Origin of the sequence: Clostridium sp. AM27-28 (assembly GCF_003480955.1) — a bacterium.
Taxonomy (GTDB): domain Bacteria; phylum Bacillota; class Clostridia; order Lachnospirales; family Lachnospiraceae; genus Otoolea; species Otoolea fessa.
The window spans coordinates 350-26,623 of sequence record NZ_QUJT01000018.1 but is presented as its reverse complement, the minus strand read 5'-3'; the positions used below and the strand labels follow the sequence as shown (position 1 = coordinate 26,623).

Genomic DNA, 26,274 nt, shown 5'->3' with positions numbered 1-26,274 from the left:
GATATAAAGCGAATCTTGAGACGGGCATAACTTATGTTTGCACAGTAAAATGGAGTTGCATTAGCGAAAGACAGAGCACGATCAATTCCAATTTGACGGAGTAATGGATATGAAAATCCGAGAAGTGAACGAAAATAAAAAGCAATTTATATCATTATTGTTATTAGCTGATGAACAGGAGAGCATGGTTGAGCGCTATCTTGAAAAAGGTACTATGTATGTGCTTGAAGACAATGATGAAAAAGCAGAATGTGTTGTTACCGATGAAGGTAATGGAATACTTGAAATCAAGAATATCGCAGTCGATCCGGAAAATCAGAGAAAGGGCTATGGCAAAGCACTAATTGATTTTCTTGCCAGTAAATATGCAGATGAATATTCTGTTTTGCAAGTTGGAACAGGTGACAGTCCATTGACGATACCATTTTATGAAAAATGTGGGTTTGTTCGTTCTCACAAGATTCCCCATTTCTTTACTGACAATTATGACCACCCAATTTATGAGGGCGGTGTACAGTTGATAGATATGATATATTTGCAAAGATGTTTATAACTTCCAGTATTTGTCAACTTCTTACTTTTGCTCATATTATCACCTCATCAAATTCCGATTGAGATTTCACCTGTTTTAAGAGATTTAATAACTGTTATATTTTCTTATTAAATTCTCCGCAAACCCTTGAAAACACTGGATTTGTCGCAGGTGAGCTTTCCCTTATTTTTTCCCTTGTGTTATATATTCCCATATAAGTTTACAAACTCTGATAAGGGAAAATACAAGGGCACAGAATCTTTTGACGTATACTCGCAAACCAAGCTGTCACTCATTGTCCGAGTGACAGCCTGGTTACTTGCTATCCCTGATACCTTATTCTTTCTACCAGCGTTTCCTTTTTCAGATTACTGCTTAAAACGCAGGAAAGCACAATCTGCAAAAGGCTGACCAGCAAAATCATAGCAAGAATTGGTGTAATTGGAACATGATAGACATTCATTCCAAATATCCCATTATGCTTTGCATAGGCAAAGAGCACGTAGCCAAGTGGCAGACCAACGACAAGTGCTACACATATGGTGCCAACCGTAAAAATCAGTCCCTGTAACTGCAGACATAAATTTAATTGTTTATTTGTCATACCCACAGCCTGTAATACACCATATTCCTGCTTTTTTATCGTAATATTCATGATCATGGTGTTTGCCATATTCATAAAACCGATGAATCCTACAACCGCCATAAACAGATAACAGCCAAGCTTCATCGTGCGAGCTGAGAATTCTGCAGATTGTAACTGCGCATGATAAGTACCCATTTTTATATGCGAAGTATTAGAAATCAATGTATTCAGATTTTGCTCCACAGATGCCACATCTTTTTTGTCACAGTCCACCCACAGATAGCCATAGGCTGTTCCTCTCGGATTCATGGAACGGTATACACCTTCTGGAATGACAAGATAAGTGTCCGCGCTTACAAAGGATCCTGCAATCTTTCCCTGATAGGTATAGGTTTCACTTCCATTCTCAAAGTCAAATGCAATGGATTCACCCGGAGCATATCCATCTTGTTCCATCCACGTTGACCAGCCAAAGAAAATATCACCATTCTTTACCGCCTGATCATAGTCCATAGAGCCAATATCCCCATCCTGGCGCATAAAATCAAAATCATTTTTACTCACAATATCAGCCGGAAATCTTGTTCCGTTCAGATTTACAGAGACTATCTCTCTCGTCATGACATCTGTCACTCCCGGAATGCTTTTGATTTCTTCAATCAGCGAATCATTCAATGGATTATCCGTCAGAATCGTATCCAGATTATTCTCCGGATATCTTTCATCATACTCAGCAGAATAGTCAAGCTGCAGTTCAAATTGTCCATGATTAACGGAAAGACGTGCTTCATGCTCCGTGTCAATATTTCCCACATAATTAGAAATAATCACAAACAATGCGCAGGAAAGCCCCAGTGTGAGGATGGTACCAATGGTTCTTTTTTGGTTACCCATTACATTTGCCATTGCCATAGAAAACACGGTGACATTTTTTCTGCCATTTCGTTTTCCTTTTTTTTGTGTTTCTGCATTTTCTAAATACCGTATTGCTTCGATAGGTGAAATCCGTGAAACAATTTTCATTGGTTTACGCAGTGCCAAAGCAACGGTAAGAAATGATACGAAAATACAGAGAAACATAACAGGCAGGGAAAACAGAGGCACCTGCTGATTTTGAACTCCCATAGAGCCAGTTCCGGTTGATACAAGGTTCCCCTGTTCTACCAGCCAGTTAAAACCGCATTTTGCAATCAGAAAGCCCAGAAGCAATCCAACCGGTATTGAAAAAATTGTCAAAAAAATGCCCTCTCTGAAGATCAGTTGTTTCATCTGCTTTTTTGTTGCTCCCAGAGCCTTGATTTTTCCATACTCCTGTATCTTGTTGGCAATACCGACCTGAAAAATATTATAAATGACCACAACAGAGAAAAGTACAATTGCAAGAATCAACCCCCCGCATACCTCAATCGTTTCATAACTCGGCTGCAAGACCCATTGCAAATAGAGATCATTGACTATAACGTTTTTTTCTTCGATCCCACAAGCTGCTGCAATCTGCTTTATAACCGAATCAATATTATTCATAGATACATTTGCAGAATCATTTAAAGTAAAATAAATATTATACTGTCTGTCATTCTCTGCGACGTGCTCATCATAAAACTCCTGTGACCCGAAAGCAACATAAGATGCCTCGATGGTATACTCATCCCGATCATATAGGATTCCGCTGACAACAAATTCTTCCGGCTTATATTCTGACTGCATCCCTGCGCGGTAATCCAGTGTAACCGTATCTCCGATCTTTACATCACCATACCCCATTGCACGAAAAAATGCTCTTCCTGCGGCAATTTCCTGCATTTTTTCCGGATACTTTCCTTCCTTCAACTCATATTCTTTATTATAAGGAAGCATTTTTCTTGCAGTCTCATCCATGCAGACAAACCCGCCTTTTTCATTGCCTTTTATGATACCTTCGGTGCACATAGTGCCTGTAGCATCTATTTCCGCACGGCGGTTTACTTCTTTTAACTGCGATCCGTCTGCGGAAACAAACAGACCATAATTGCTTCCATATGATCCTGCCGCCTGACTTTTCTGTAAATGAATTACCCCATTTCCCACAGTACTGATGATAACAAGCAGCATCGTGGTCAGACAGATTGCCATCATGATCAGTATACTTCTTGTCCTGTTCCTTTTGTCATTGCTATATGCAATCCTGCTTATTGTCTTCATCTGAAATCCACCACCTGTCCATCCTCAATCACCAGAATGCGATCAGCGACCTGTGCAATTTCGTCATCATGGGTAATCATTACAATTGTCTGTCCATATTTTTTTGCTGTCATCTTAAGCAGAGCGATTACCTCATCACTGGTCTTAGAATCAAGATTTCCTGTCGGCTCATCTGCAAATATAATTTCTGGACGATTCACCAGTGCTCTTGCAATTGCTACTCTCTGCTGCTGTCCTCCGGATAACTGATTTGGCAGATTATAAATCCGGTTTTCAATCCCCAGAGTTGCAATAATATCATTTACATACGCTTCATCCACTTTTCTTCCATCCAGCCCCAGTGGCAGTACGATATTTTCCCAGACATTAACAGATGAAACCAGATTAAATGCCTGAAAAACAAATCCGATTTTTCTTCTGCGGAAAACAGCAAGGGCATCTTCCTTCATCCTGTATAAATCTTTACCGGCTAAAGTAACACTGCCTTTTGTAGGGGTGTCAAGCCCTCCAAGCATATGAAGTAATGTACTTTTACCGGAACCTGACTTTCCGACAATTGCGACAAATTCTCCCTGCTCAATCTGAATGTCCACCTGATTGACCGCTTTGACCTGATTCTCACCCGCGCCATAAAATTTACAAAGCTGCTTGGTTTCTAATATCACACTCATGTGTTGCCTCCTTTTCATCTTACATCCAAATTGTATCAGGGCAATCTTTCATTTCACTTTCAAAAAACGAGCAGAAGTCTTACAGAATTGTAAGATTTCTGCCCACTTAAAATTTAACCAACATATGATTAGCGCCTATTAGGAAAACACACTGTCAAAGGGGTTTGTAGCGGGGGTTAGCCCGCTACTGCGGTATCTTCCGTAGTGTTGATTTCAATGTACTCGGCAATCTTGCGGAGCTCGTCAGCAACTTTGAATTTCACGCTGATATTGCCGTTTTCATAGACCTTGATATAGTCCACAAGTTCAACCAAGATTTCACGGTTGAGGGCTTCAATGTTCTGATACTTCATAAAGGCTACCAGTGCAGGATGCTCATTGTCCACACCGTTTGCCAGTTCTGCGCGTTCAGCGTTCAGCCGGGTAAGCACCGCGGAAATATCAGAAGTCTGCCGTTCATAGTCAGCCTTCATATCCCGGTATTCCTGCTGGGTGATTTCACCGTCTTTCCAGTCCTGATAAAGAGATTGCTTGTAGCGTGTTATCTTTATCAGTTCCCGCTCTTTTGCAGCTATCAGATCGTCCAGTCGGTAAGACTGGCTTTTTTTGATTGGAGCGGAATTGATCTGCGTTACGATTTCTGAGTAGGAAACAGCTAAATGTACCTGATGCTGTACGGCGAACAGAACAGCAGCCTCCAGCCGTTCATGCTTGATTGAGTGCATGGTGCAGGCTGTCCGGGAACGGTTCTTGTAGGTTGAGCAAGAATAATATACATTGTTGTTCTTGCTAACGCATCGGGTAATGGCCCGCCCGCAATCGGCACATTTCAGAAAGCCGCTGAATAAATGTACCTCACGGCCTTTCGGGGAAGTACGGGTATCACGCTGTAAGAGAGCCTGTACCTTATCGAAAGTTTCATAGTCGATAATGGCCTCATGTGTTCCAGCCACTTCCACCCATTCCTCGCGGGGAACAGCTTCAATCTGGTGTACCTTGTAGCTTTTCACCCGGCTCCGGCCTTGGGCTAAGTCCCCGGTGTAGGTCGGATTGGTAAGAATGGAGTGGATCATGCGGGCTCCCCACATAGGATCGTCATACCCTCTTGTCGAAACAGGCAAGCCCTTTTGTACCTTGTAAGCCGAGGGGCTCGGTACGCCGTGTTCGTTCAGGTACAACGCGATAGCACGTTTTGATGACCCTTGAATAAGCATTGTGAAAATGAGTTTGACATTTTCAGCAGCATCGGGATCAACAATCAGCCTGTGCTTGTCCTTTGGGTGCTTTACATAGCCGTAAGGAGCAAATGCTCCGATATACTGGCCGTTGCGCCGTTTGTAATCAAATACCTGCCGGATCTTTTTGGAAGTCTGATAGCAGTAATTATCGTTCATCACGTTTGTAATGGGAACGATGATATTTGAAACGCTGTCGGGGTTCTTGTAGCTGTCCACATTCTCAGCAAGGCTGATAAAGCGAACACCCATTTGAACAAACAGGTTGTCGATCAAACTTCCGGCATCGCTATAATTTCGTGCGAAGCGGGACAGGTCTTTTACTATAACGCAGTTGATTTTACCACTCATGACATCCGCCAAGAGCCGTTGAAAATCTTCACGGTTAGCGTCCGTTCCAGTATGTCCGTCATCTACATATTCCCTGATACTTTCAAACTCGTCAATGTTGCGTCGGTAAAAATCGTTCAGTAGGTCACGCTGGTTCTTTACGCTGTTGCTATCGTCTTTTCCTTTTTTCAAATCTTCCTTTGAAAGCCGGATATAGATGCCCAGCCGCCAGCGGCGGATTGTGTAAGAGGGAGAGAAACTCTGCTGATACCCTCTGTTTTTTGCTCGTGCCATTGTTCCTCCTTCCCTATCACATTACACTTATATTATAACTCTGTCCGGGGAGGACAACAAGGATGCCTCCGCTTCGGGACACTTTGTCTCGAAGAAGCAAAACGAGCTGTAACCGAAGTTACAGCCCGCTTCTTTGCCGCAGCAGGAAATCCGTCAGCTTATCTTGGAGAGATGGCCCGCTTTCAGCAAATTCAATTTTCACGCCAACACCACCGATGCAAAAGCAGTATGGATTTTTGACAGTCTGCAAAAATCGAGAGATGCGCTCCTTTCGGGAAAGCGCATTGTCAAAGGTCATACCGCTCACATCAGGCAGGGACTCGGCAGCCACCGCGCCAATGTCAACGCTTCTCATTTGTTCAAGTTCCTGTGTAGTTAATTTCACGGTAAACCTCCTTCGCAGATTGATAGAACGCCTCCCGCTGTTTGGTGGGGAAACGCAACAGGCCAGCACCACCGGGATGCTGGCCTGTTGCCTTACTCCACCTTGGGACACTTTGTCTCGAGGTTTATTATAGTTTTTGAATATTAGAGAGCGCCGCACATATTTACTTGGCCTGTCCAAAGACAATCGTTATTTTCTGTGCGGCGCTCTCAACGCAAGTAAAGCGACAAGCCCGGAGGAACAGGCAGCCAACCTGTTCAGCGCCGGATCATGGCCTTGGGATGGCCGGGCCCATTTACAGTGTTGGTGTTGTTCGCTCAATCTCTTTTGGGAAATGTCACCGCGCACCCACCGTCTGGCTCCACGTACTTACTCAGGGTTGCCGTTATTCCCTCGCGTTAGGAAGAAAACCTCCTCTCATAAACCGAGACATTTTTTCATCAATTCCAAGTGGGTTAAGAAGAAAAAATCAAAAAGTTTTTTTCATGCGTTCAAGGCCACGCTTGATCGACTGGCGAATAGACTCCTCATGTACGCCCTCGGCCTCGGCAATTTCCTTAATCGACTTGCCAAGAATGATATGTGCGTCAATTCTGCGGCCCTGGATCTCCGGCAGAGAATTGAGAGCGTTCCACAGACGAAGAAAGGTTTCCATCCGTTCAAGGAGCTCCTGCGGGGTCGGCTCATGCAGGCAAGCGGAATATTCAATCCCGTCATCGCAGTCCAGAGAATACTGCGCCTTGTGCCGGGAGAGCCGCCGCTGGTAGGCCATTTCATAGCGGGCATCGGCCTTGAATACCTCGGCCACCTCGTCAGAAACTTCGATAAGCTGATCCTGCGTGTACCAATAATAAAAATCTTTCAAATTGATAGTAGTCATCGTAAAATCCTCCATTTCAGTTTGTTCGGGGTTGGTCGGAAACGAAATGGAGCAACGGCGGAGAACGGCACCGCACCTCGGGACACTTTGTCTCGAAGTCTGGAAAGCAAAATGCGCCTGTGCGACACAAGGCCGCACAAGCGCACGAAAAAGTATTATCGGTTATGTACTGTTTAATTTCATGTTCAAAACCGGACTGCTCCGACGGAGGGGCTACGCTTTTTTTAGCTGGTGCAGATCACGCGAACAATGAAATAATAAAATGAACACGGCAAAATAACCTCCCATCGGCTACCGTGTCCCTACAAGTCGTCATTGGTTTGTGTAGACGCAAAGAAACGGCGGCTCTGAAAATCAAAGCCGCCGTTTCAAATGGGCGTGTTGATAGGCTGCTGTACGACGGCTTTTTTTCTTTTGCCGTCGTGCGGCAGCTTGTTCCTTTTGCGCTTATCTTAACAAGCAATCCTCACAGAAATGTCACTGACACACGCTGTTTCGACAGAATAATGGGCTGAAATCTCACGAACCTGTGAGATTTGAAAAACCGGGAGAATAATCTCCCGGTTTTCATCGCAAATATTTAATTCTGCCGCAGTCTCTCTACAACGCTTTGCTTAACATTTTGCATGAAAGTTATGACGGGGGTTGCCAAGCAGACCAGCAAAACAATAGCTGCGACAACCAACAGAGAAATTACAGGATAGTGAAAAGCTGCATAAGGAACCATTCTTCTAAAGGCTGAGTATATTGGAATATATATCGCTGTTCCCAGTGTGGCAAGCAGTAGGAAAGAAATACTCCAATAATACCCGCCTTCCCAAAGCAATACATTTCTAATTTGCTTTTTCGTCATTCCTATACTTTCAAGTGTTGCAAATTCATGTTTCCGAGTATTTACACTAACAACCATTGTGTTAATGAAATTCATAATTCCTATCAGCAAAAATACAGCGGACAACCCTGCGGCTATAATCCTTGAGGTCAGCAAATATCCGGCCATTTCTTGCTGCTTTTCATATCGTGACAGAATCGTAATGCCCGGTAACGAAGCAGTAATGGATTGAAGCTGCTCCATAATCCCTTTGTCATAACTGCTATCAATCGTATCAAAAGCAATCCGAAAGATTTTGGTTTCTCCAGACAACTTCTCTATTGCCTGCTCACTGATATACAAATCAGGGGCAGTACCTCTCTCATTTCCTCGACCACTCTGAAAATCAGCGTCCAGAAAGCCAGTTGCCACTGTAAAGACCTGTTCCCCGGACTCACCGACAACGGTGATTGCTTGCCCTGGCTGAATCAATAGGTTTCCCTCATCATCCGTCATAGCGGGCAAAACCACCAACTCTCCCTTTTCAAAGGCGGTTAAGTCAATAGGCTTATCAAGCGTTTTATTAAGTTCTTCGATATATCTGGAATCTATTCCGTAAACGCCGCTCCAAAAATTATCTGTATAGTTTTTTCGTGTTTCCGCATTTGAAAAATCAAGACCTGATACGCCATCCAAGGAATCAATATATTTCCCGAATACATTTTCGTCGTAAATGACATCCATAGTGGGCCACGGTGAAGCAGAATAAGTGACGCGCAGATTTTCAATTCCCTGCATTGTTTCAATTTGCTGCAACATTTCATCAGAGAGCAGGTTTCCTTCTTCGGAAATGCTGTAAGTCAATGCGAAATCACTTTCTCCCCATTGATTTACAAAATTGTCGGGACTTAGGCTTGATAGTAGACCAGCAGAAACCAAAAACAATATTAAGCCTAAAAATAAGGACGCAAAAGTAAGGAAAGCGCTTTTAGGGTTTCTAAAAATATTATCTCGTGCCATCCGAGATAATTTTGTTCTATGGCTCTTATGATCTCGGTAACTCCTTGTATTTGCCTCCGTATAGCGTGAAGCCGCAACAGGAGAAATACTTGCAGCTATTTTCGCTGGTTTCATGCTGCCGATGATTGCAGTAAAAAATGTGAAGATTGCGGCACCCGCAAAAATAATGGGGGAAAAGGACACTATCTCCCCATGGTCTGTATCGCTTGAGTACATCATATTCATGGCAAACGGAACAAGTCCAAGCGAAACAATACCACCGACAATCAGGCCGCTGGGAATACCGATCACCGCCGTTCTGAATATTTGAGAACGCACGATCCGCTTGATTTGTCTTTTTGTCGTGCCTATCGTTTTAAGCTGTCCATAGAATTGTGTATCTCTTGAAATTGAGATATACAGAATGTTATAAATCAGCAAATAGCCGCTGATAATGATAAAGACGATAATAGCAGCCAGTGGAAGAACAATGGTGGTGGAATTGCTCTGAGCAATAGGTACAATTTCAAAGGACTGACTTTCTGTAAACGAAATCTTCCGTTTTAGTTTTTCACAGGATCGCAGGGCATTACTGTCATCAGAAAAAGAAATCATTGCGGTAGACACACTATCAAAGGGAAGCCCTGTTTGTGTTGCAAAAAGCTCCGAAACATAAGCGGCACCACGGTTGCCTGCACGTGAAGCCGAATAATCTGTGTAATAGCCCGACAAAACAAATTCATCGGAGATATATTGATAATCTGTTCCGAGTTGATAGGAAAGGGAAATATTCATCCCTATCTGTGGATCATCAATCCCCATTGCACGCAAAGCCCATGTAGGGAGCATAATTTCATTTTTTGCTTGCGGATAATCTCCGTGTATATCCGAAATTGTTGGTACACGGTGTTCTTGCCATTCTGTTTCGTCTATCCAAGTAATACTCAGCAGGGCATCGTCCATTCCAGATGTATCAATGCTGCCCAATCTCTGACTGATACCAACTACGGATACCAAGCTGGATCGGCTCAATTCTTCATATTGTTCTTCTGAGAGGCTTGTAATTGCCACATCCGCAGTCGTGCCCATCGCACGAATTTGCTGCATTTGATAGGTTTCAAAATAACTGCACCCCAAACTAAATACAGATGTGATCATAAAGGCGGTCAAGAATAATGCGATGGTAACGAAAACATTTCTCTGCTTATTAGCGCGGTAGCTTCTTTTGGCAAGACGATTGATTGTTGCCTGATTATTGTTCCCAAATAAAATATCATCCATCAATGTCACCCCCTGTCACTGTGCGATTTTTCCGTCCTCAATACGGATAATTCGGTCGGCAAGCTGGGCAATTTCATTGTTATGGGTAATCATTACAAGCGTTTGATGGAACTTCTGACTTGTAACTTTCAGCAAACCAAGAACATCACTACTTGTCCGGCTATCCAAATTGCCTGTCGGTTCATCTGCAAGTATAATAGCTGGTTTGGAAACAAGGGCGCGGGCAATCGCTACACGCTGCTGCTGGCCGCCGGACAGATTGTTAGGCATACTGTTCAGCTTCCCATCGAGAGCCAACATTTTCACGACTTCATCCATAAACCGCTTGTCCACGGTATCACCATCCAGCTCCACCGGCAGGACAATATTTTCATAGACATTCAGCACAGGAACAAGATTGTAATTCTGAAAGATAAACCCGATGTTACGTCTGCGGAAGATGGTAAGCTGTTCATCCTTGAGTTTCGATAATTCTTTCCCTTTTACTTTAATACTGCCGGAAGTTGGCGTATCTAACCCGCCCATCATGTTCAGCAAAGTAGACTTACCGCTGCCGGAAGTACCAACAATGGCAACAAATTCACCTTCCTCAATGGATAGGGTCACGCCATCCAATGCTTTTGTAATGTTCGGTTCGGTGCCGTAATATTTCTTCAAATCTGTCGTTTGTAATATGCTCATATAGAACACCACCCTTTCTTTTTGATGGCTCTATCATAAAAGGTAAACCTCACAGAAATGTCACGGGAAACAAAATACCTCTGTTTAATTAAATCTCAAATGTCATAGGCCTGTGACATTTTGTTTTTTAGCGTACTTATTTTATTGTCGAGGCAGAAAGACGGAAAAAGTTGAACCCCTCCCAACCTCGGATGTTACCCGGATATAACCGCCTTGCAAGGTTACGATCTCACGAGCCAGATATAGACCAATACCAATTCCATCTACATCATGTACGATGTCCTCTCGATAGAAACGCTTGAAAATTGCTCCCTGATGCTGTTCTGAAATGCCAATGCCTGTATCTGCAATGTCGATTTTCACATACATTTCCCAACTTTCAACCGAAACACGGATTTGACCGCCCTCCGGCGTATATTTCACTGCATTGTCCAAAATATTGAACAGTGCTTCGCTTGTCCATTTTCTGTCATGGGAAACGACCAAGTTCTCCGGGCAGTCCACTTGAACATTGATCTGTTTTTTCTCGGCGTTCAGAAGAATACCTCCCAATGCGGCGGCAAGCGTGTCATAAAGCGGCTGGCTTTTCTTTTCCAGAGAAATAACACCTGTTTCCAAACGAGAGGTTTTAATCATAGCCTGCATGAGAAAATCCAGTTTATCAAGCTGGCTGGCCTGTGCCGTTAGAAACTCTTTTTGTTTTTGCACAGGGACTTCATTTTCAAGCAGAGTGCTGTTAATCATTTTCAAGTTCGCAATCGGGGTCTTGACCTGATGGGAGATGTCGGAAATCAGTTCTTGCAGGTCAGCCCGTTCTTGTGCAATGCCGTTCTTGTTTTCCTGCATGACTTCATATAAACGGTTCAGCCGATATTCAATTTTATAGAAAAGACTTTCTTCTTCCACAGTCTGTTTCGGCTGCATATTCCCGGATAACATATCATCCATTAAACTGCAAAAAGCATCGGAGAACATTGCCAGTTTGCGGCGAACCAGCACCATAAAACAAACAGCGCAAACCAGCACAAAAATGCCGAACAATAATACATACCAGACAGCGGTTATATTTTGGGTCAGCCCATACAAAGCTGCTGAAACCGTCCCCATTGCCACCAGCAGGAGAACAGCAAAAAAGATACAGGCTTTGTTGACGGAAAGTTTTCGCACATTCATTTCAGCACTCCTCCGATCCACATATAGCCCATACCATATACCGTTTTGATATACTGACGGTCAGGTGTTTCGATTTTGTTTCGTACCCGGCTGATCGCCGCAGTCAGAGCGTGTTCATCCACAAAATTTCCGTCTGCGTCCCACAGCTTTTCCAACAAGACTTGCCGGGTCAAAACAATCTGCGGATTTTTCATCAGGATTTTCAAAAGTCGATATTCCAGTGGGGTGAATGTAAGTGGCTTTCCTGATAGAGTAGCACTCATTTCTGAAAAATTGATGGTCAGTGTGCCATCCTCATAAGTATCACCACCATATTGTTTTGTCAGCCTACCCAGCACTACCGCTAATTTCTTTTGAAAGACGCTCATAGGGAAAGGTTTTGTCACATAATCCTCTGCGCCCAGTTCATACCCTTTGAGCATATCGCTTTCCATATCATTTGCGGTCAGAAAAATAATAACGGTATCAGGGCGACGCTCTTTTATTTCCCGGCAGAAGTCAAAACCGTTCCCGTCCGGCAAATTTACATCCAGCACAATCAGGTCATAGTCCTGCTTTGTCAAGAAACTACTGGCCACTGATTTTGTCAGTGCAGAATCAACCGTATAGCCCGCAGTATTCAAGTTATAGCATAAAGTATTATTCAAAAGCCGATCATCCTCGACTACTAAAATTCGCATGGTATCACACTCCTTCATTTTCAGTATAGCACCCAAATGTCACAGAAACCTCACAATATTTCTGATTTTATTTTAGATACCAACCTCTGATCTTCGGGACAAATTGTCCCAAAGTTATAGGTATATTGTACCTCACATTTCCGCGATCATCAATTTTGCGTATGTGAAATTAAATAGTCAGTAGTATGAAATACACAGTCGTTCAAATAATATCACATGAAATGTAAAATCATATCAGGTGATGTTATGAAGATAGAACGAGATGAAAGACGCTTTGATTTTCACGATATAGGGCTCGCCATCAAGCGTGCAAGAGAAGCCAGCGGCATGACACAGGAGCAACTGGCCTATATTGTTGACCGCGCTCCGCGTACCATTATGTATAATGAAAATGATGGTCAGCATCCAAGCTTCAACACCTTTTATCAGATGGTTACAATGTTTGATATATCGGTGGATCAATACTTTTACCCGTCCCAGAATAGCGGGAGCGAGTGCAGGAAGCGGATTGATGCCATGTTGAACGCCTTGGACGAAAGAGAATTGAAAATCGTTGAAGCTACAATCCAAGCGATGAAAGCATCGAAAGAAACGGAGGAAACGTAAAAGAAAGCGTAACCTCCGTTTTTTGCGCCATGTTGCGGGTTGCGCGTTTTGGCAAGCAATTCGGGTGTGGCCACACTCCGAAATTTTTGCAGGGCGCAGGACCCGCAAAAATGCTTGTTGGGGAGCTCCCCAAACCCGCTGTACTTCGGGACAAATTGTCCCAAAGTCCCGGTGCGTTGCACCGTAGTCTGCGGCCCGTCACTATCGTTCCTGGGCCTTATTTTCACGCTCGTCTGTTATGCCGAGCAGATGATCAATGTTCGCTTTTATTGCCACGGCCTCCCGCATTTGCCGCTGGGCCTCCCGGTATTCTGCATAAAGCGCTTTCTTTTGTCCCGCCAGCTCACGGCGGGATTTTTTTAGTGCTTCAATCTTAGGGAGTTTTGCGCCGTTCAGTATGGTGTTCATAGTATCCTTTGCCGCCCGGTAAGTGGCAAGCTCCGCTTCGTGCTGGGCCAGATACTTTTTGCTGTACCGCGCAGCTTTGTATCCATCAAACACCGGGCGAGTCTTGGCATAGTCCACCGTGGCAGCCATCAGCTCCGAGGTTTTGGAAAGAGCCTCCTCCGTTGTGCGGAGCTCGTCAGACAGCTTGTGAAAGTGATCCACCGCAGCCTCGGTGCTGGCCGTCAGCGCCGCATAGTCTGTCAGATGATGCTCCTGCAAATATTGGAGCGCGGCGGCCATCTGTTTTAAGTTGTAGACCTTGGCCCATCGCTCATAGGCTGGGCCCTTGCCCTGGGCCATGCGCTCTTGAATGTCGATGATGAGATTAACTCGCCGTGGCGGAACCGTGGGCTCCTCTGGCAGCTCAGGGAGTGGACGTTCCCCGGCAATTACTGCCTTGATGTCCTCCGGGTCAAATCCGGCTCCCAGTGTAGAAGCCCGGAGCCGAGTCGGTTTTTCCTGCCCGGGCGCAAGGAATGAGATGACACCGCCGCGTCCCTGTTTCACCGAAAAGCCGGACTCCTCCATGAGACGAAGAAAGTCGGAAAAGTCTGTGGGCTTTTTCTCCAAAGCCGCGAGAATAGCCAGCCGTACCCGCTGCTTGGCAGAGGGTGGCTTTTCTCCGATCCACTGGCCATAGTGAAGAAAGCAGCCCTTGCTGTGCTGGCGCGGATTTTGGATAACAGACAGTTCATGTTCGATGCACACGCGGTCAGAGAGCTGCCGCAGGGCAAAGGACGAACCAATAAAATTATGAAATTTCCGAGAGCGGTCAAAGGCCGTTGCATTAAAATAAATGTGATTGTGGATATGGGCCTTGTCGGTATGCGTACAGACGAAGAACTGATACTTTCCCTTTGTCCAGCGCATCGCCGTTTCATAACCAATACGGTTTGCTTCTTCCGCTGTAACCTCCCCGGGCAGAAACGCCTGCCGGATCTGAAAGAACAGGGCCCCGCGAGATACGGCTCGGCCTGTCTCTGCAAGGTATTGACTTTTTACCAGAAGAAACTCGGCGGGAGCCGTGTTCGGGTCGCAGAGATAGGAAGATACGGCTCCCAGCTTTTCCGGGTTCAGGCCATAGGTAAAACGATCCTCCATCGTTTGAATTGCACTTTTTCCCGCCGCTGTTTTATAAGGGCGGATGTAGGTTGTCGCCGTAGAAATCCCTCCTTCCGGCAAATAGTATTTTTACTTTGGGACACTTTGTCCCGAAGTAGAAAAAACCGGGGAGCGGTATCAACCACTCCCCGGACGGGTCAGAGCTCTACCAGCGCGGAGAGCTGTTTCAAGAGATCAGACAGCGGCCCCCACAACGCGGCATAGTCCCGCTGTAAGGCTGCGAGTTCTTCGGGATAAATTGCGCCGTAGGTGTTGGCCTGAATTGCCACTTGGTTCAGATTGTTGGAGCATCGCCGCTGGAGCGAAACCAGCTCACGAACAGGCGAAAGGTCAACATGAAGCACATACCCACTCAGGGCCATTTTCCGCATATAGGCTCCCATGTTACGGATGCCAGCCTCCGCCATACGTTCTTGAATCAGGGCCTGCTCCGCCTCCGACACCATCACATGAAGATGGATCGGACGGCGGCGTTTCTTTGTCATCGCTCCTCACGCTCCCGGCTGCGGCAGGCGCGGGGCGGCTCCTTTACCTTATCCAGCGGCTTTTCCTGTCCGTCTGCCGGAACGGGGCGCGGCAAATGAAATTCACGGTGCAGGCGCAGCACCTCCAGTACAGACAATTCCTGTTCACGTTTCTTTTCCATACACGCTCCTCCTTATCTATCGCCACGGTCAGGCTGCCTGCGCTGGGGAGCCGGAGCCTCCGAGCCGCGATCTGCCTCCGCCAACTTTGCCGCGTTTTTCATCTGCTCGGCAATCGGACGGGGCCTGTCGGGATTATCAGGCGCAGGACGCAGCTCATAGTCGGATGCCTGCTTTTCCGTCAGCGGACGGGTATAGGTAAGATAACCCCAAGCCAAGAACGAGCCATTTTCCACCGGGACGCGCTGATCGTAATTGAAAATTTCATCCGGCTTGTTATAGGGCGGCTTCGGGAATGTCCCGATGTCCACAGGCCGCTGGGTAGAATAATACTTGTAAAGACCGGGAGCCTCGGTCTGCCTGATCCCCACGTTATAAATACGCTGATAGTCCTGCACCCGGTCTGTAAAATCCTGTTCCATCGCGGTGCGGTCATTTCCATAGTGACCCCATTCGTACTGCCGCTGGCCGTCCTTGTCATCATAGCAGGCCCATGTAACATAGCGGGATGGCGCGGTGGGATGTTCGCCCAATGCAAATCCACGTCCATTTTCCAGCATAACAGCCTTCAGAATCGAATAGCCTTGATTTTTGTCCATAGTACACCTCCCATCATCGAGACATTTCTTTGTTTTCTCTTTTCACAAACGGCTGGAGCTGATAGGGGCTTGTACCGTCCTCGGGCCGCAGAAAGTCTATCCGGGCCGCAGCACGGATAGCGTTCTGGTTAAGCTGCCGCTGCCATGCCCCTTGGCTGGGAGCCCACTTAAAGCCGTTGCTTTTCAGTTCCTGCCGCTGATCGGCATCGGGCTTTTCCTCAAAAATAAGCTGCAAACGATTTTCAGCCTCGTTGATTTTTGCCTCACCTCCGGGGAATGTCCAGCCAGCAAACTCGGAGCGGCTGCTCAGTTCCTCAATGCGCTGGCGCACACGGCGGATGTTGGCGTTGTTGTTGGAAAGCAGATAGGCGGGGTATGGCTTGCTTTTGTCCAAGTGCCATGACTGCGCCATATCTGCTTTGAGCTTTTCTGCCTGCTCCGGCGTAAGCTCCGGGCAGCCGTCCAGCGTTTTGTGTTTCCGAAAATACGCATTGACCGCCTTCATGGTGGTCTGCTGGGACTCCAGCCCCTCCAGCTTTTTTGTCAGCTTTTCCACGGCAAGATCATCGTCTGCGCTGATCCCACCCATACCAACAGAGCGGATTTTATCAAGCAGCTTTGAAATCTCTGCATACTCTCCATAGTTGCGATCCCGGGCGGCGTTCTGCTTGTGCTTCTTTGCCACAGGGAAGTTGCCGCCCCCGGAGATCAGAATAGAGGGTACACGGGCATCAATCACATTGCGTTCATTCAGATTTTCAGCAAGTTTCCGGGCATAACGATCCACCAGAGCGTCAATCTTATCGTGGTACATGGGATCGACACGGGCTTTCTGGCGTTCCGCCGCTGCATACGCTTCATCGACCATTGCCCGGTAGCCCGCCGTAGCGGAGCCCGGCTGATAGTCGGAAAAGCTGTTCATATCTTTTGCCCGCTTTGCGGCTTCTTCGTTGATCGGATAATATTTCGGCATAGTATCTCCTTCCACAAAAGCCGGAACTTTGGGACAAATTGTCCCAAAGCCCCGGCAGCTAAAATGTTGACAGCATCTCACGGAAACAGGGCCGGACATAGAAACATACACCTCCCGCAGAAAAGGGCCTTAAAAAGCCTTGTCATAAGCGGGTTTAGGCTGGCCTAATTGTCAACATATCAGCCCCGTTTTTTCCGCATATATTCCCGCTGCTGTCTGCGGTGTGCCGCCTTTGCACAGGCCGCCGAACAATAGGTTTGCCGTCCATCAGGAGCCACGGCTCTGCCGCATACCGGGCAAGCCTTGAAATCCGGCCTTGGCCCTTCTGCCAGCAGCGCAACCTCCAGCGCCGGATCAAGGGGCAGAACTGCCTCGCGGAAGTAGCGGCAATAAGCCCCCGTCCAGCATTTCCCAAACATATAGCACTCGCAATTCAGCGGCAGGCAGCCGCAGTCCCGGTCATAGTTGGCACACCATTTTGACACCAGCCTGCGGATTGCCGCTTTTTCTGTCCGGGTCAGTTCTCGGCCCACAGCATCACCTCCCGTTGCCCGGTGGTTTGAGCTGCTCCCGGTAGCAGAACACGCAGCCAATCCCGCGCCAGTAAGGGCAGCCGTCACAACGGGAGCCCTTCGGCGGCAGGCTTGGCGGCACACCCTTAAAGTAGCTTTTTTCTTTCATAAATCCCTCATAGGGGTTGTTGGTAAATCTCATTCATTATCCTCACTTTCGGTATCGTCCTCGTCCCAAGGCGGCCCATCGTCCTCGGGATCGTCATAATCAGCCAGTTCCTCACTGTAATCCTCTTCGGGTACAGCAGCTTTTTCATGCTTCGGGCGGTAGATTTTGAAGTACCAGCCTGCACCGCCGCCCAGAACAGCCACTGCCATGATTAGCAGAAGCGTCCCAGTATTACTTTTCTGCTGGGGCTCGGGTTCCGGCTCCTCCGCAGGTTCCGTCACCGGAGCGGGTTCGGGAGCTGTGCCAGCACACTCGGTCATGTTGACCGCGCAGACCTCGCAATCCGTATGGATGGCTCCGGGCGCACATTTTTCTGTGCAGGAGCAGGCCGGAAGTTCTCCGCCAGCGGCCTCCAGTGCCGCCAGCAGATCGGCTTCATCCACCATGTTCAAAAAGTAGGTGTGATACTGTTCGCCGTCCTCGTCCACAGGCTTGTCATAGTCAATGACAATGTAAAAGGTGTTGCCGCCGCTGGTTTCCACCGTGATGAACTGTTTGTTGGTTGCGGCATCGTAGAGCAGATCGCGGGTCACAAGGTTTCCATCCTCCGAAAAGCCCTCGCCCGGGGTAATGGTAGGCGCTGGCTCCGGGGCCGGAGTTTCTTCCACAACAGGCGGTTCCTCATTCCCGCCGTCCGAATAGGCATAGGCCGGGATTGCAAAGCCGCATAAAAGAACGGCGGAGCAAAGCCCCGCCGCCAACATGCGAAAGTGTTTCATATTCAGTTTTCCTCCTTTTCTTCTTCGGACTTCGGGACACATTGTCCCAAAGTACCTCCATCCTTCAGCTTTTCAAACAGCAGAGGGAGCTCCGTAAGGGAAATGCTCATACCGCGCACAATGTCCACGATCTCGCTGTTTTCCGCCTCCAGCTTTTTCTGCTCCAGCTCCTTGAGCCGGGCCTGCTGTTCACTGATTTTGGCCTTGACCTTATCAATCTCGGCCTGAATTTTCATGCTTTTGGTAGTTGCCATTTCAAAACCTCCTGTCACGGTAAACGCCCGTAGGCGTAAAAATGAGATTGCCAGTAGCTTGTATTCAAGTTTGCGTAGCCGATGGGATCTCCGCAATGCAGCATTTTTCCATCACCGACATAAATCCCGCAATGGCTCACGCCCGGCGTGTCATAGGTGCCTTTGAAGAACACCAGATCACCGGGTTTTGGAGAACTGGTCGGCGTACAGATGTTATAGAGCCCCTGGGCTCCCAGCCTGCCCACATTCCAGCCGGAGTGATTGATAACCCACGAAACGTACCCCGAGCAATCAAAGGAAGTGGCGGGAGAACTGCCGCCCCACACATAGGGATAGCCGATGTATTTCTGCGCTTCGGCAAGCATCGCGGCAAAGGTTTCATCGTCCAGATATTCTCCGGGCACTTCGTAATCACCGGGTTTCCCGGTAATGTACTTGTTCACATAGGGAGAATCCGGGAACAGATCGGGGCGGTTTCCCAGCGTTGCCATATAGATGGCATATCGGGAAAGCTGATCCTCGCCCATAACGTACACAGGTACATGGGACAAATCAAAGTTTTCCAACGTGACCGTACAGATGTAATAATCGTAAGACACCTGATAGGTGTCCGTATGGGAGTTGCCATCCTCGTCCGTCCATGTGTCGGTTTCTGTGCGATACCGGGTTTCCACCACCACATTCTCCGTTAGAATGTACTGGCGGTCAAACAGCATTTGCAGCGTTACCTGTACCTCGTCTATTGTCCATTGCCCCTCATGGAGCGCACACAAAAGAGAAAGCAGCACATAGGGGTCATGTTCGATTTCGTCCAGATCGAAGTGGTATTCGTCATAGTCATGGGTGCTTTCATAGGTGTCCAGATAATGCTGCAAATCATCTTCCAGCGCACAGTAGGCAGCTTCGGCGGCCAGCATATCACGATCCTCGCAAGGATAGGTGCTGGCCCCTAATGCACCGGCCCCGGCGTTCCCCAGCATAAGCATGGTAGAGGAACAGGACTGCATAGCAAACAGGAGTAACACACAGAGCACCGCAACCACGGCACATGCGGGATGACTTTTGACAAATTCCACTGCCCGGGCGGTCAGGCGTTCTGTGGCTGTGGCAGTTTTCCCAGCCGCAGCCGCGCCCTGCTTTGCAGCCTCCTTTGCCTGCTTGCGGTATTGCCTGCGAAGCCGTTGCTTCTGCCAGTAGCGGGTAAGGGCATTTTTCGTCAGCTCCGGGTGCTCCTGTGCGGCGGTGTGAAAATGGTAGTCTGCCGTGTATTTGGTATAGCGGGCCTCGGCCTTGCGTACCACTTTTGCCGGATGTTCCCGGACTTTACGGCGCACAAAGCGGGAGCCGTGCCGCAGCGCGGTTTCTCCCACAAGCTCAGAACGGTGTGCGCCTTCTGTGCCGACATTTTCCTGTTCCACTTCAAAAATCTTGCCATGCACGAAGCTGTGAACGGAACCGCTGGCAACACGGCCTATGCGTTTTACCGGGCCGGGCTTTTTCGGCGGCTTTTGCTTTGCCAGCTTCTCCCGGGCCTGTTCCAGTTTTTCGCCTTGGGACTCCATGTGGAGCTTTGCCGCCGCAGCCTGTTCCTGCTGGCTCTTTTTGCGGAACTTGGACTTCGGGACACTTTGTCCCGAAGTGTCGGAAGCCTCCGGCCCGGGCTGTTCCCCGTCAGGGGCGTGGGCGGTCTGCGACCAAGCCTCCTCCTTGGTCTTATTCGTTTTTCGTTTCATTCTTCATATCCTCCGGGCGGGTAGTCAGCAGGTCATAGATTTCTCCGCGAGGGAACCGATCCACAAACGGAATGGTTACATTTCCATAGAACAACAGCCCCTCGCCGGAATTGCTGTGTGTGATATAGGAAAGCTGATGCTCGGAAATACCGAGCTGTTTTGCCAGAATGGTACGGTCACTCTGCGCCTGCGAAAGCAGAATCATAAAATCCGTGTTGTCCAGAATGTTCTCGATTTCACGGCTGGCCAAAAGGTCTTTGACGTTCTGCGTCAAAGCAGATGGCACACATCCTTTTTTCCGCAGCATTTTCCAGACCGCCACAAAGTAGCTGGCTGTCAGCGGATCGCGGAGCAGAATATGAAACTCGTCAAAATAGCACCAAGTCGCCGCGCCCTCGTGGAAGTTCTGATCCACCGCCTGCGAAACAAACTCATTTGTGATGTGCATTGCAATCTTTCTAAGGTTTTCGCCCATGTTTTTCAGAACGATGCACACCACACGGCTGTCCGTCTTGACGTTGGTAGGATGGTTAAAGAGATTGAGGGAGCCTGTGCAATAAAGCTCTAAGGCAGTTGCCACGCGCCGGGCTTCGGGCTCCGGCTGGCGTAAGAGCTCTTCGTACAAATCCTGTAACAGCGGTGTTTTTGCAGTTTCCAGTCCGAGCGCCTGTTCCCGGTACACCAAACGCACACAGCGGTCAATGACCGTCTTTTCAATGGGCTGCAAGCCTTCCTTGCCGCCGACCACCAGCTCGCATAGGGACAAAAGAAAATCCGCCTTCATGGAAAGCGGGCTTTCTCCGGCGGCCATATTGAGCTCCACATCCATCGGATTGAGGTGGTGCGGGCTGTCCGGGGCAATCTCGATTACCTGGCCGCCCAGCCTTCGCACCAGTGGCGCATATTCGCCCATCGGGTCAACCACGATGATCCGATCCTGCGGGATGGTAAGAAACACATTCAAGAGCTCACGCTTTGCAGCAAAGCTCTTGCCGGAGCCCGTAGAACCCAAATACATCCCGTTTGCCGACTTCAGCTTTTTGCGGTCAGCCATGATGACATTGTGAGAAAGTGCGTTCATGCCATAGTAGAGGGCCTGCCCCGCCATGCGGAGCTCCCTTGTCATAAAAGGGATAAAGATGGCTGTGGAGCTGGTTGTCATACCGCGCTGGATTTCTACCTCGTTGTAACCAAGGGCCAGCGAGGAAACAAATCCCTGTTCCTGTTGCCAGTCCAGACGGCGCAGAGCGCAGTTGTATTTCTGCGCGATGCCGCCCACGGTAAACACATCGTTTTCCAGCCGCTGGCGAGTAGGGGCAAGGTTTACCACCGTAAAGGTCAGCAGAAACATTCGCTCATTGCGGGATTGCAAATCAGCCAAAAGCTCCGCTGCGTCCTTGCTGAATGTGATCAGGTCAGGGGGAAGAATATCCGGGTCATAGCCGGAGCGCACAGCCTTTCTCTGTTCCTCTACTTTCATTTTTCCGATGTCCGAGATTTTCCCCTTGATGGTCTTGATTGCCTTGAGCTGATCCACGGTCTGAATGTGCATGGTCACAGTCATTTCTGCATCCAGCTCCAAGATTTCCGCCAGCAGCTTATCCGAAAGCTCTGATGCCATAATCTGCAAGTAGGACACCGCGCCCCAATACTGGCCGATACGGAATGTTCGGGACTGGCGGAAGTCGAGACTGTCCGGGGCAATAAAGTCTTTTGTGCCGAGCCCGGTCTGCGGGATGTCTTTCCACGAAAAGCGGAATGCCTCGCGGCTCCCCGGATGCATCTGGCTATGAAGCAGCGCAAGGCGGGCCCGCCCGTCCATAGGCTCCGAGGGAACGCCCAGCCGCTTAAAGTTTCCCATGACATCAGCCTCCACACGCTCCAGACGGGGCCGTGCCTCCGCAATCCCCTCGGCGGGTATGCCAAAGGTGATGTATTTTGAGCGTTCAATGCCGTTATTGCTTTTGGCAATCTGATTTTTCAGCATCCCGGTAAACTCGTCCCGGACGCTGTTATAGTTGTCATCCGCTTTCGGGATATTGACCTGATAGCGGCTGCGAGAATGGGAACGGCGATTGATAAAGGAAAGCTGAAACGGCAGCGAACTATCAAAGTAGTTGAGAAATGAGCTCCATCCGCTGAATATGGCAGTCTGATCCTCGGTGGATGCCACGGAGTAATTGATGTCCTCATATTCCACGGTTTTTGTATAGAGCCCGCCCGGGAGCTTGCACACACCGTCCGGGTGCATGGACAGATACGGGATTGTCTGTTGGGCAGACAGGGTCGCCCGGCCTTTACCCTTGGCGGCGGCTCCGTTTTTCTTCTTTGTGTTTTTCAATCACATCCTCCTTTCCAGCGCCCGGCCCGGCAAAGGGCGCATAAATGTTTTCGGTTCGGTAGGCCCTGATCCCCGGCCTTAGAAACTTGGCCCGGATGATGTTTCGCACAACCTTTTCAAAGGGCAAGCCGTCCTTTTCATACATCGCCAGCAGGAACGCCGGGAGCATAATTCCCAGCATGAGAAACATCGCCCCGGTATTGCCGAGGGTGCCACGGGTCAGCAGATAGGCCGGAATCCCCACTGCGCCCGCGCTGCCGAAGCAGACAAGCTGGCGTTTGGTGAGGTTGAAAGCCATCTTTGTTTTGATTTTGGATAAATCGTTTGGTACGTTTACATAGGGCATAGATCACACTCCTTTCTGCACTTCGGGACAATGTGTCCCAAAGTCCGGGATGGTTGGTGTTACTTCATTTCCCCATACAGCCCAGCCGGGCGGGGTCTGCCTGGCAAAGAGCTCCACGCGGGGCAGATCGCCCATCAGGGAAATGATTTTGGCGCGGGCCTCGTCCGGCTTTTTGCTATGGGCTTCAATCGGGGAAATGATGAATTGATGAATGTTGGCAGCCTGCCGCTTTGGATGTCCCTTGGTTGCCAGCAGGCAGATTTCTGCATTGCCCCTTGTCCAGAAGCCAAGGCCGTAAAACCAGCTATCCGCCTTCTTGTTCTTTTTCAGCCAGACGAAAGCAACGGATTTATAGGTGAAGCCCCAAGCCTCGATCAGCCGGAGCGCCTCCGGGAGCTGCGGGAAAGTAGCCCATAAAAAGAGTGTGCTGTCCGGGGCTGCAAGATCAGCCACAGGCAACGCACATAAATCCTCAATGCTCATAGTGGGATAATGATTTTCCGCCGCGCCCTGCACTTTCTTAGCCGAGTAGCGCCAAGGGGGATCGGCGTAAATGATAGAATACTGCTGGATAATTACACTCCTTTCTCGCCGGAGCTTTTTACTGCCTGCGCCGCACGGATGCGCTCACTGGCGGCGGCATAAAAGGACGGGGCCGTTTCAAAGCATACAAAGCGGCGTTCTGTGTTGATGGCTGCAATCGCGGTTGTGCCGGAGCCAACGCAAATGTCCGCGACCAGTTCTCCGGGATGGGTATAGGTGCGGATCAGATACTCGCAGAGCTCCACGGGCTTCTGCGTGGGGTGGATGCCGCCGGACACCGTAGGCACAAATAGTACATTTCCGGGATAGCGGCGGCCATCGTTGGACTCCGATCCCTGCCGTTCAAATTTTCCATAGTTGGAGCTTGTACCGCTTCTGGAATGTACGCGGGCATAAGGCTTGCCATAAGTAAACTGCGGATTGTAGACCGGGGACTTCTGGTAAAACACCAAGATATTCTCGGACTTTTTCAGTGGAGCCCGGTTTGCATTGAGAAAGCCCGTTCCGCGCTCCTTGTACCAAATCCACTCATAGCGGAGCATGGCGAGGTTGGATGCGCCCAGCACCTTGTCAAAGGGGCACTGTGCGAAAAACAGCACTGCGCCATTCGGCTTGACCGCCCATTTCACCGCCTCCCACAGCTCCGGGAGCGGCAGGGGCACATCCCAATAATTCCGGGTTGTGCCGTAGGGCGGATCAGTCAGCAGCATATCCACGCTATGTTTTGGCAAAGAACGCAGGCCCTCGATGCCGTCCATGAGAAACAAGCCCTCCTTCGGGACACTTTGTCCCAAAGTGCGGCTATCGGTCATTGCGGGCCTCCTTTGCTTTGGCAGGTGCAGGCCGGGCGGCATTTTCTTTTCCAGCTTGTTTCGCGGCCTCGGCCATCTGCTCCTTGATCGGGGCAGGCCGTACCGCCTGGGCCCGTGCAACAAGCTGTTCCACCGCCGCATGATACGCCTCCACACCAGCCGCATTGATCCGCTCCTGTGTGGCGCGGTCAGGAATCCGAACCGTAGCCCGGTATCCCGTCCGGCTGGCAGGATCGGGTTTAGAGGGAGCGCCGAGGAAAATCCCGTTTTTCCCGTCCACAACCTTAAAATCGTCGATGACCACACCGCCAAAATTGACGCTGGCGAAGCCGATCAGTTTTCCCTGCGGCTCAATCGGGCGGACAGATACCGTGATCGGAACAACCGCCTCCTGCAAGACAGCGTCTGTCCGCATTTTTACTGCCTCATCAATGCTAACGCCCTTGACTTCCGCAAGCTCCGCGATGGGAGCATCAAACAGCCAGCGCCGTTCCTCCGCAGCAATCTGCTCCGGGGTCAGCAATACATCGTCTTTCTTACTCAGATAAAATTCCTCCTTTCCGCTTGCCGGAGCAGGCTGGGCGGGGTCGTCCATCAACTCTTTTCTTTGCAGGACGGCCTCTGTTTCCGCCATAAAGCGGTAAGCGTCTGCCTCAGTAAACTCCTCCGGCGTTTTTCCATTCCATAAGCGCGTTCCGTCTGCCCCGTATCTTCTCGGCATAAGCACCACCTCCTGTTAATGAGCGCCAAAGATACGCTGGGCAATGCTCCCGGTCTTAAAGAGCATGAAGCAAAGCAGAACCGTGTAGCCCACAGTTCCCCAAATCGCCCCAATGGGATCGCCGCCTGTTGCGATGCCTTGAATGAGCACTGCGTAAATTGCAACACATACAAGGATCAGCAGCCCTTGAAAGCCCACGGCAAACAGGGACTTGATGTAGTTCTGCCCGGTGCCGCCAAGCTCCCGGTTGGAAAGCGTAGCAACGGGGATGGGGGCCAGACTGGTCAGCAGATAGATTTCCAGCATCCTGCCATACACCAAAACGAAAATGATAATTCCCATCGCCTTCATTGTGAAGCCAATGAGCGCAGACTGCAGCCACAGCCCCAAAAGCGGCCCCAAGTCCATCGCCTCCAGCGAGGTTTCCAGTTCAGCAAGCATATCCGCCGAAACATCGGTAGAGCCTTGAATGAGCCCGCCTGCCTGCGCGATGACGCTCTGCGAGACATCGAACACGGCCATGACGATATTGAATGTGTTTGACAGGATCAGGATTGCACAGGCTGTTTTGAACATCCATTTATAGAGGTTCGCAACGTCAACCTCGTGCATATTGTTCTTTTCCAAAAGCATCTGCATGAGCTCATAAGTGGCAACAAAGGTCAGCACCATTCCGGCAATCGGCAGGATCACCGTTTCGGAAAGCTGTCGGATCAGGGAGAAAACCCCGGCGTGCCACGCCGCCGGGGTAGTCCCTACCTGTGCCGCAATCTCTCCGACTTGGGTATTGACGGTATCAAAAAGACCTTCGAGGTTCCCCATGATGCCGCCAATCAGAAGCTCTTTGAGCCAGTTTGTGAGCCAGTCGGTGAGGAAATCCATAAGCGCCTACCTTAAAACAGGCCAGACAGCAGAGGGATCAGTGTGGTGCCAATGACGATGATGCCGCCGCCC

27 protein-coding genes and 1 pseudogene are annotated in these 26,274 nt (G+C 49.1%); 2 read left to right on the top strand and 26 right to left on the bottom strand.

Going from position 1 to position 26,274, the window contains the following annotated elements:
- Nucleotides 1-109: 109 nt before the first annotated feature.
- The gene (locus DW720_RS14835) at nt 110-553 is read left to right on the top strand and encodes a GNAT family N-acetyltransferase (RefSeq protein ID WP_118492283.1); all 444 of its coding nucleotides are present in this window, start codon (nt 110-112) and stop codon (nt 551-553) included.
- A gap of 301 nt (nt 554-854) precedes the next feature.
- Here the strand turns inward: DW720_RS14835 and DW720_RS14830 are convergent, their stop codons facing one another.
- The 9 genes from DW720_RS14830 to DW720_RS14785 form a co-directional block, all read right to left on the bottom strand.
- The gene (locus DW720_RS14830) at nt 855-3,299 is read right to left on the bottom strand and encodes an ABC transporter permease (protein ID WP_118749790.1); all 2,445 of its coding nucleotides are present in this window, start codon (nt 3,297-3,299) and stop codon (nt 855-857) included.
- Complete coding sequence (locus DW720_RS14825) at nt 3,296-3,970, bottom strand: ABC transporter ATP-binding protein (protein ID WP_006426335.1); 675 nt, start codon at nt 3,968-3,970, stop codon at nt 3,296-3,298. The genes DW720_RS14830 and DW720_RS14825 overlap by 4 nt, the downstream gene beginning before the upstream one ends.
- Before the next feature lie 176 nt (nt 3,971-4,146).
- Nucleotides 4,147-5,829, bottom strand: coding sequence for a recombinase family protein (locus DW720_RS14820; protein ID WP_118047975.1), 1,683 nt, complete (start codon nt 5,827-5,829; stop codon nt 4,147-4,149).
- 118 nt (nt 5,830-5,947) lie between these two features.
- Nucleotides 5,948-6,214, bottom strand: a complete 267-nt coding sequence (locus tag DW720_RS14815; protein WP_007884026.1) for a DUF6870 family protein — start codon at nt 6,212-6,214, stop codon at nt 5,948-5,950.
- Between the two features lie 469 nt (nt 6,215-6,683).
- Nucleotides 6,684-7,094, bottom strand: a complete 411-nt coding sequence (locus DW720_RS14810; protein WP_014080198.1) for a sigma-70 family RNA polymerase sigma factor — start codon at nt 7,092-7,094, stop codon at nt 6,684-6,686.
- A gap of 580 nt (nt 7,095-7,674) precedes the next feature.
- The gene (locus tag DW720_RS14800; RefSeq protein ID WP_118047974.1) at nt 7,675-10,185 is read right to left on the bottom strand and encodes an ABC transporter permease; all 2,511 of its coding nucleotides are present in this window, start codon (nt 10,183-10,185) and stop codon (nt 7,675-7,677) included.
- Nucleotides 10,186-10,200: 15 nt separating this feature from the next.
- Nucleotides 10,201-10,866 (bottom strand): ABC transporter ATP-binding protein, encoded by a 666-nt coding sequence (locus DW720_RS14795; protein WP_054754173.1) that lies wholly within the window; start codon nt 10,864-10,866, stop codon nt 10,201-10,203.
- Between the two features lie 141 nt (nt 10,867-11,007).
- Nucleotides 11,008-12,039, bottom strand: a complete 1,032-nt coding sequence (locus DW720_RS14790) for a HAMP domain-containing sensor histidine kinase (RefSeq protein WP_117461331.1) — start codon at nt 12,037-12,039, stop codon at nt 11,008-11,010.
- Complete coding sequence (locus DW720_RS14785; protein ID WP_117461330.1) at nt 12,036-12,719, bottom strand: response regulator transcription factor; 684 nt, start codon at nt 12,717-12,719, stop codon at nt 12,036-12,038. The genes DW720_RS14790 and DW720_RS14785 overlap by 4 nt, the downstream gene beginning before the upstream one ends.
- Nucleotides 12,720-12,965: 246 nt before the next feature.
- On the opposite strand from DW720_RS14785, the gene DW720_RS14780 reads away from it, so the two are divergent.
- Entirely contained in the window at nt 12,966-13,325 is a 360-nt protein-coding gene (locus DW720_RS14780) for a helix-turn-helix domain-containing protein (RefSeq protein ID WP_054754179.1), read from the top strand.
- A 201-nt stretch (nt 13,326-13,526) separates the two neighbouring features.
- Here the strand turns inward: DW720_RS14780 and DW720_RS14775 are convergent, their stop codons facing one another.
- From DW720_RS14775 to DW720_RS16050, 17 genes and pseudogenes are all read right to left on the bottom strand, one after another.
- The gene (locus tag DW720_RS14775) at nt 13,527-14,873 is read right to left on the bottom strand and encodes a relaxase/mobilization nuclease domain-containing protein (RefSeq protein WP_182310817.1); all 1,347 of its coding nucleotides are present in this window, start codon (nt 14,871-14,873) and stop codon (nt 13,527-13,529) included.
- Nucleotides 14,874-15,031: 158 nt separating this feature from the next.
- On the bottom strand, nt 15,032-15,379 hold the full coding sequence (locus DW720_RS14770) for a plasmid mobilization relaxosome protein MobC (RefSeq protein WP_003020363.1): 348 nt from the start codon (nt 15,377-15,379) through the stop codon (nt 15,032-15,034).
- Nucleotides 15,376-15,540: a hypothetical protein gene (locus DW720_RS15795; RefSeq protein ID WP_181977770.1), complete on the bottom strand. Its 165-nt coding sequence runs from the start codon at nt 15,538-15,540 to the stop codon at nt 15,376-15,378. The genes DW720_RS14770 and DW720_RS15795 overlap by 4 nt, the downstream gene beginning before the upstream one ends.
- Before the next feature lie 12 nt (nt 15,541-15,552).
- Nucleotides 15,553-16,137, bottom strand: coding sequence for a hypothetical protein (locus tag DW720_RS14765; protein WP_097786406.1), 585 nt, complete (start codon nt 16,135-16,137; stop codon nt 15,553-15,555).
- A gap of 13 nt (nt 16,138-16,150) precedes the next feature.
- On the bottom strand, nt 16,151-17,110 hold the full coding sequence (locus DW720_RS14760; protein WP_118047972.1) for a hypothetical protein: 960 nt from the start codon (nt 17,108-17,110) through the stop codon (nt 16,151-16,153).
- Nucleotides 17,111-17,289: 179 nt separating this feature from the next.
- Nucleotides 17,290-17,643: a cysteine-rich VLP domain-containing protein gene (locus tag DW720_RS14755; RefSeq protein WP_118047971.1), complete on the bottom strand. Its 354-nt coding sequence runs from the start codon at nt 17,641-17,643 to the stop codon at nt 17,290-17,292.
- A 4-nt stretch (nt 17,644-17,647) separates the two neighbouring features.
- Nucleotides 17,648-17,824 (bottom strand): hypothetical protein, encoded by a 177-nt coding sequence (locus tag DW720_RS15790; RefSeq protein ID WP_014080211.1) that lies wholly within the window; start codon nt 17,822-17,824, stop codon nt 17,648-17,650.
- Nucleotides 17,821-18,570, bottom strand: a complete 750-nt coding sequence (locus tag DW720_RS14750) for a DUF4366 domain-containing protein (protein WP_118047970.1) — start codon at nt 18,568-18,570, stop codon at nt 17,821-17,823. Before DW720_RS14750 ends, DW720_RS15790 begins: the two co-directional genes overlap by 4 nt.
- Nucleotides 18,571-18,572: 2 nt before the next feature.
- Nucleotides 18,573-18,824, bottom strand: coding sequence for a DUF4315 family protein (locus DW720_RS14745; protein WP_118047969.1), 252 nt, complete (start codon nt 18,822-18,824; stop codon nt 18,573-18,575).
- A 14-nt stretch (nt 18,825-18,838) separates the two neighbouring features.
- Complete coding sequence (locus DW720_RS14740) at nt 18,839-20,557, bottom strand: C40 family peptidase (RefSeq protein ID WP_118047968.1); 1,719 nt, start codon at nt 20,555-20,557, stop codon at nt 18,839-18,841.
- A complete protein-coding gene (locus DW720_RS14735) occupies nt 20,538-22,808 on the bottom strand; it encodes a VirB4-like conjugal transfer ATPase, CD1110 family (RefSeq protein WP_110104229.1) in 2,271 nt (756 codons plus the stop codon). Before DW720_RS14735 ends, DW720_RS14740 begins: the two co-directional genes overlap by 20 nt.
- 46 nt (nt 22,809-22,854) lie before the next feature.
- On the bottom strand, nt 22,855-23,244 hold the full coding sequence (locus tag DW720_RS14730) for a PrgI family protein (RefSeq protein WP_015563852.1): 390 nt from the start codon (nt 23,242-23,244) through the stop codon (nt 22,855-22,857).
- Nucleotides 23,245-23,247: 3 nt separating this feature from the next.
- The gene (locus DW720_RS14725) at nt 23,248-23,817 is read right to left on the bottom strand and encodes an MT-A70 family methyltransferase (RefSeq protein ID WP_330428548.1); all 570 of its coding nucleotides are present in this window, start codon (nt 23,815-23,817) and stop codon (nt 23,248-23,250) included.
- Nucleotides 23,818-23,819: 2 nt separating this feature from the next.
- A complete protein-coding gene (locus DW720_RS14720) occupies nt 23,820-24,599 on the bottom strand; it encodes a site-specific DNA-methyltransferase (RefSeq protein ID WP_110104195.1) in 780 nt (259 codons plus the stop codon).
- Nucleotides 24,589-25,320, bottom strand: a complete 732-nt coding sequence (locus DW720_RS14715; RefSeq protein ID WP_003020333.1) for a septation protein SpoVG family protein — start codon at nt 25,318-25,320, stop codon at nt 24,589-24,591. Before DW720_RS14715 ends, DW720_RS14720 begins: the two co-directional genes overlap by 11 nt.
- 15 nt (nt 25,321-25,335) lie before the next feature.
- Complete coding sequence (locus DW720_RS14710; protein WP_118047966.1) at nt 25,336-26,202, bottom strand: VirB6/TrbL-like conjugal transfer protein, CD1112 family; 867 nt, start codon at nt 26,200-26,202, stop codon at nt 25,336-25,338.
- An 11-nt stretch (nt 26,203-26,213) separates the two neighbouring features.
- A pseudogene (locus DW720_RS16050) lies at nt 26,214-26,274 on the bottom strand (conjugal transfer protein); the annotation flags it as partial.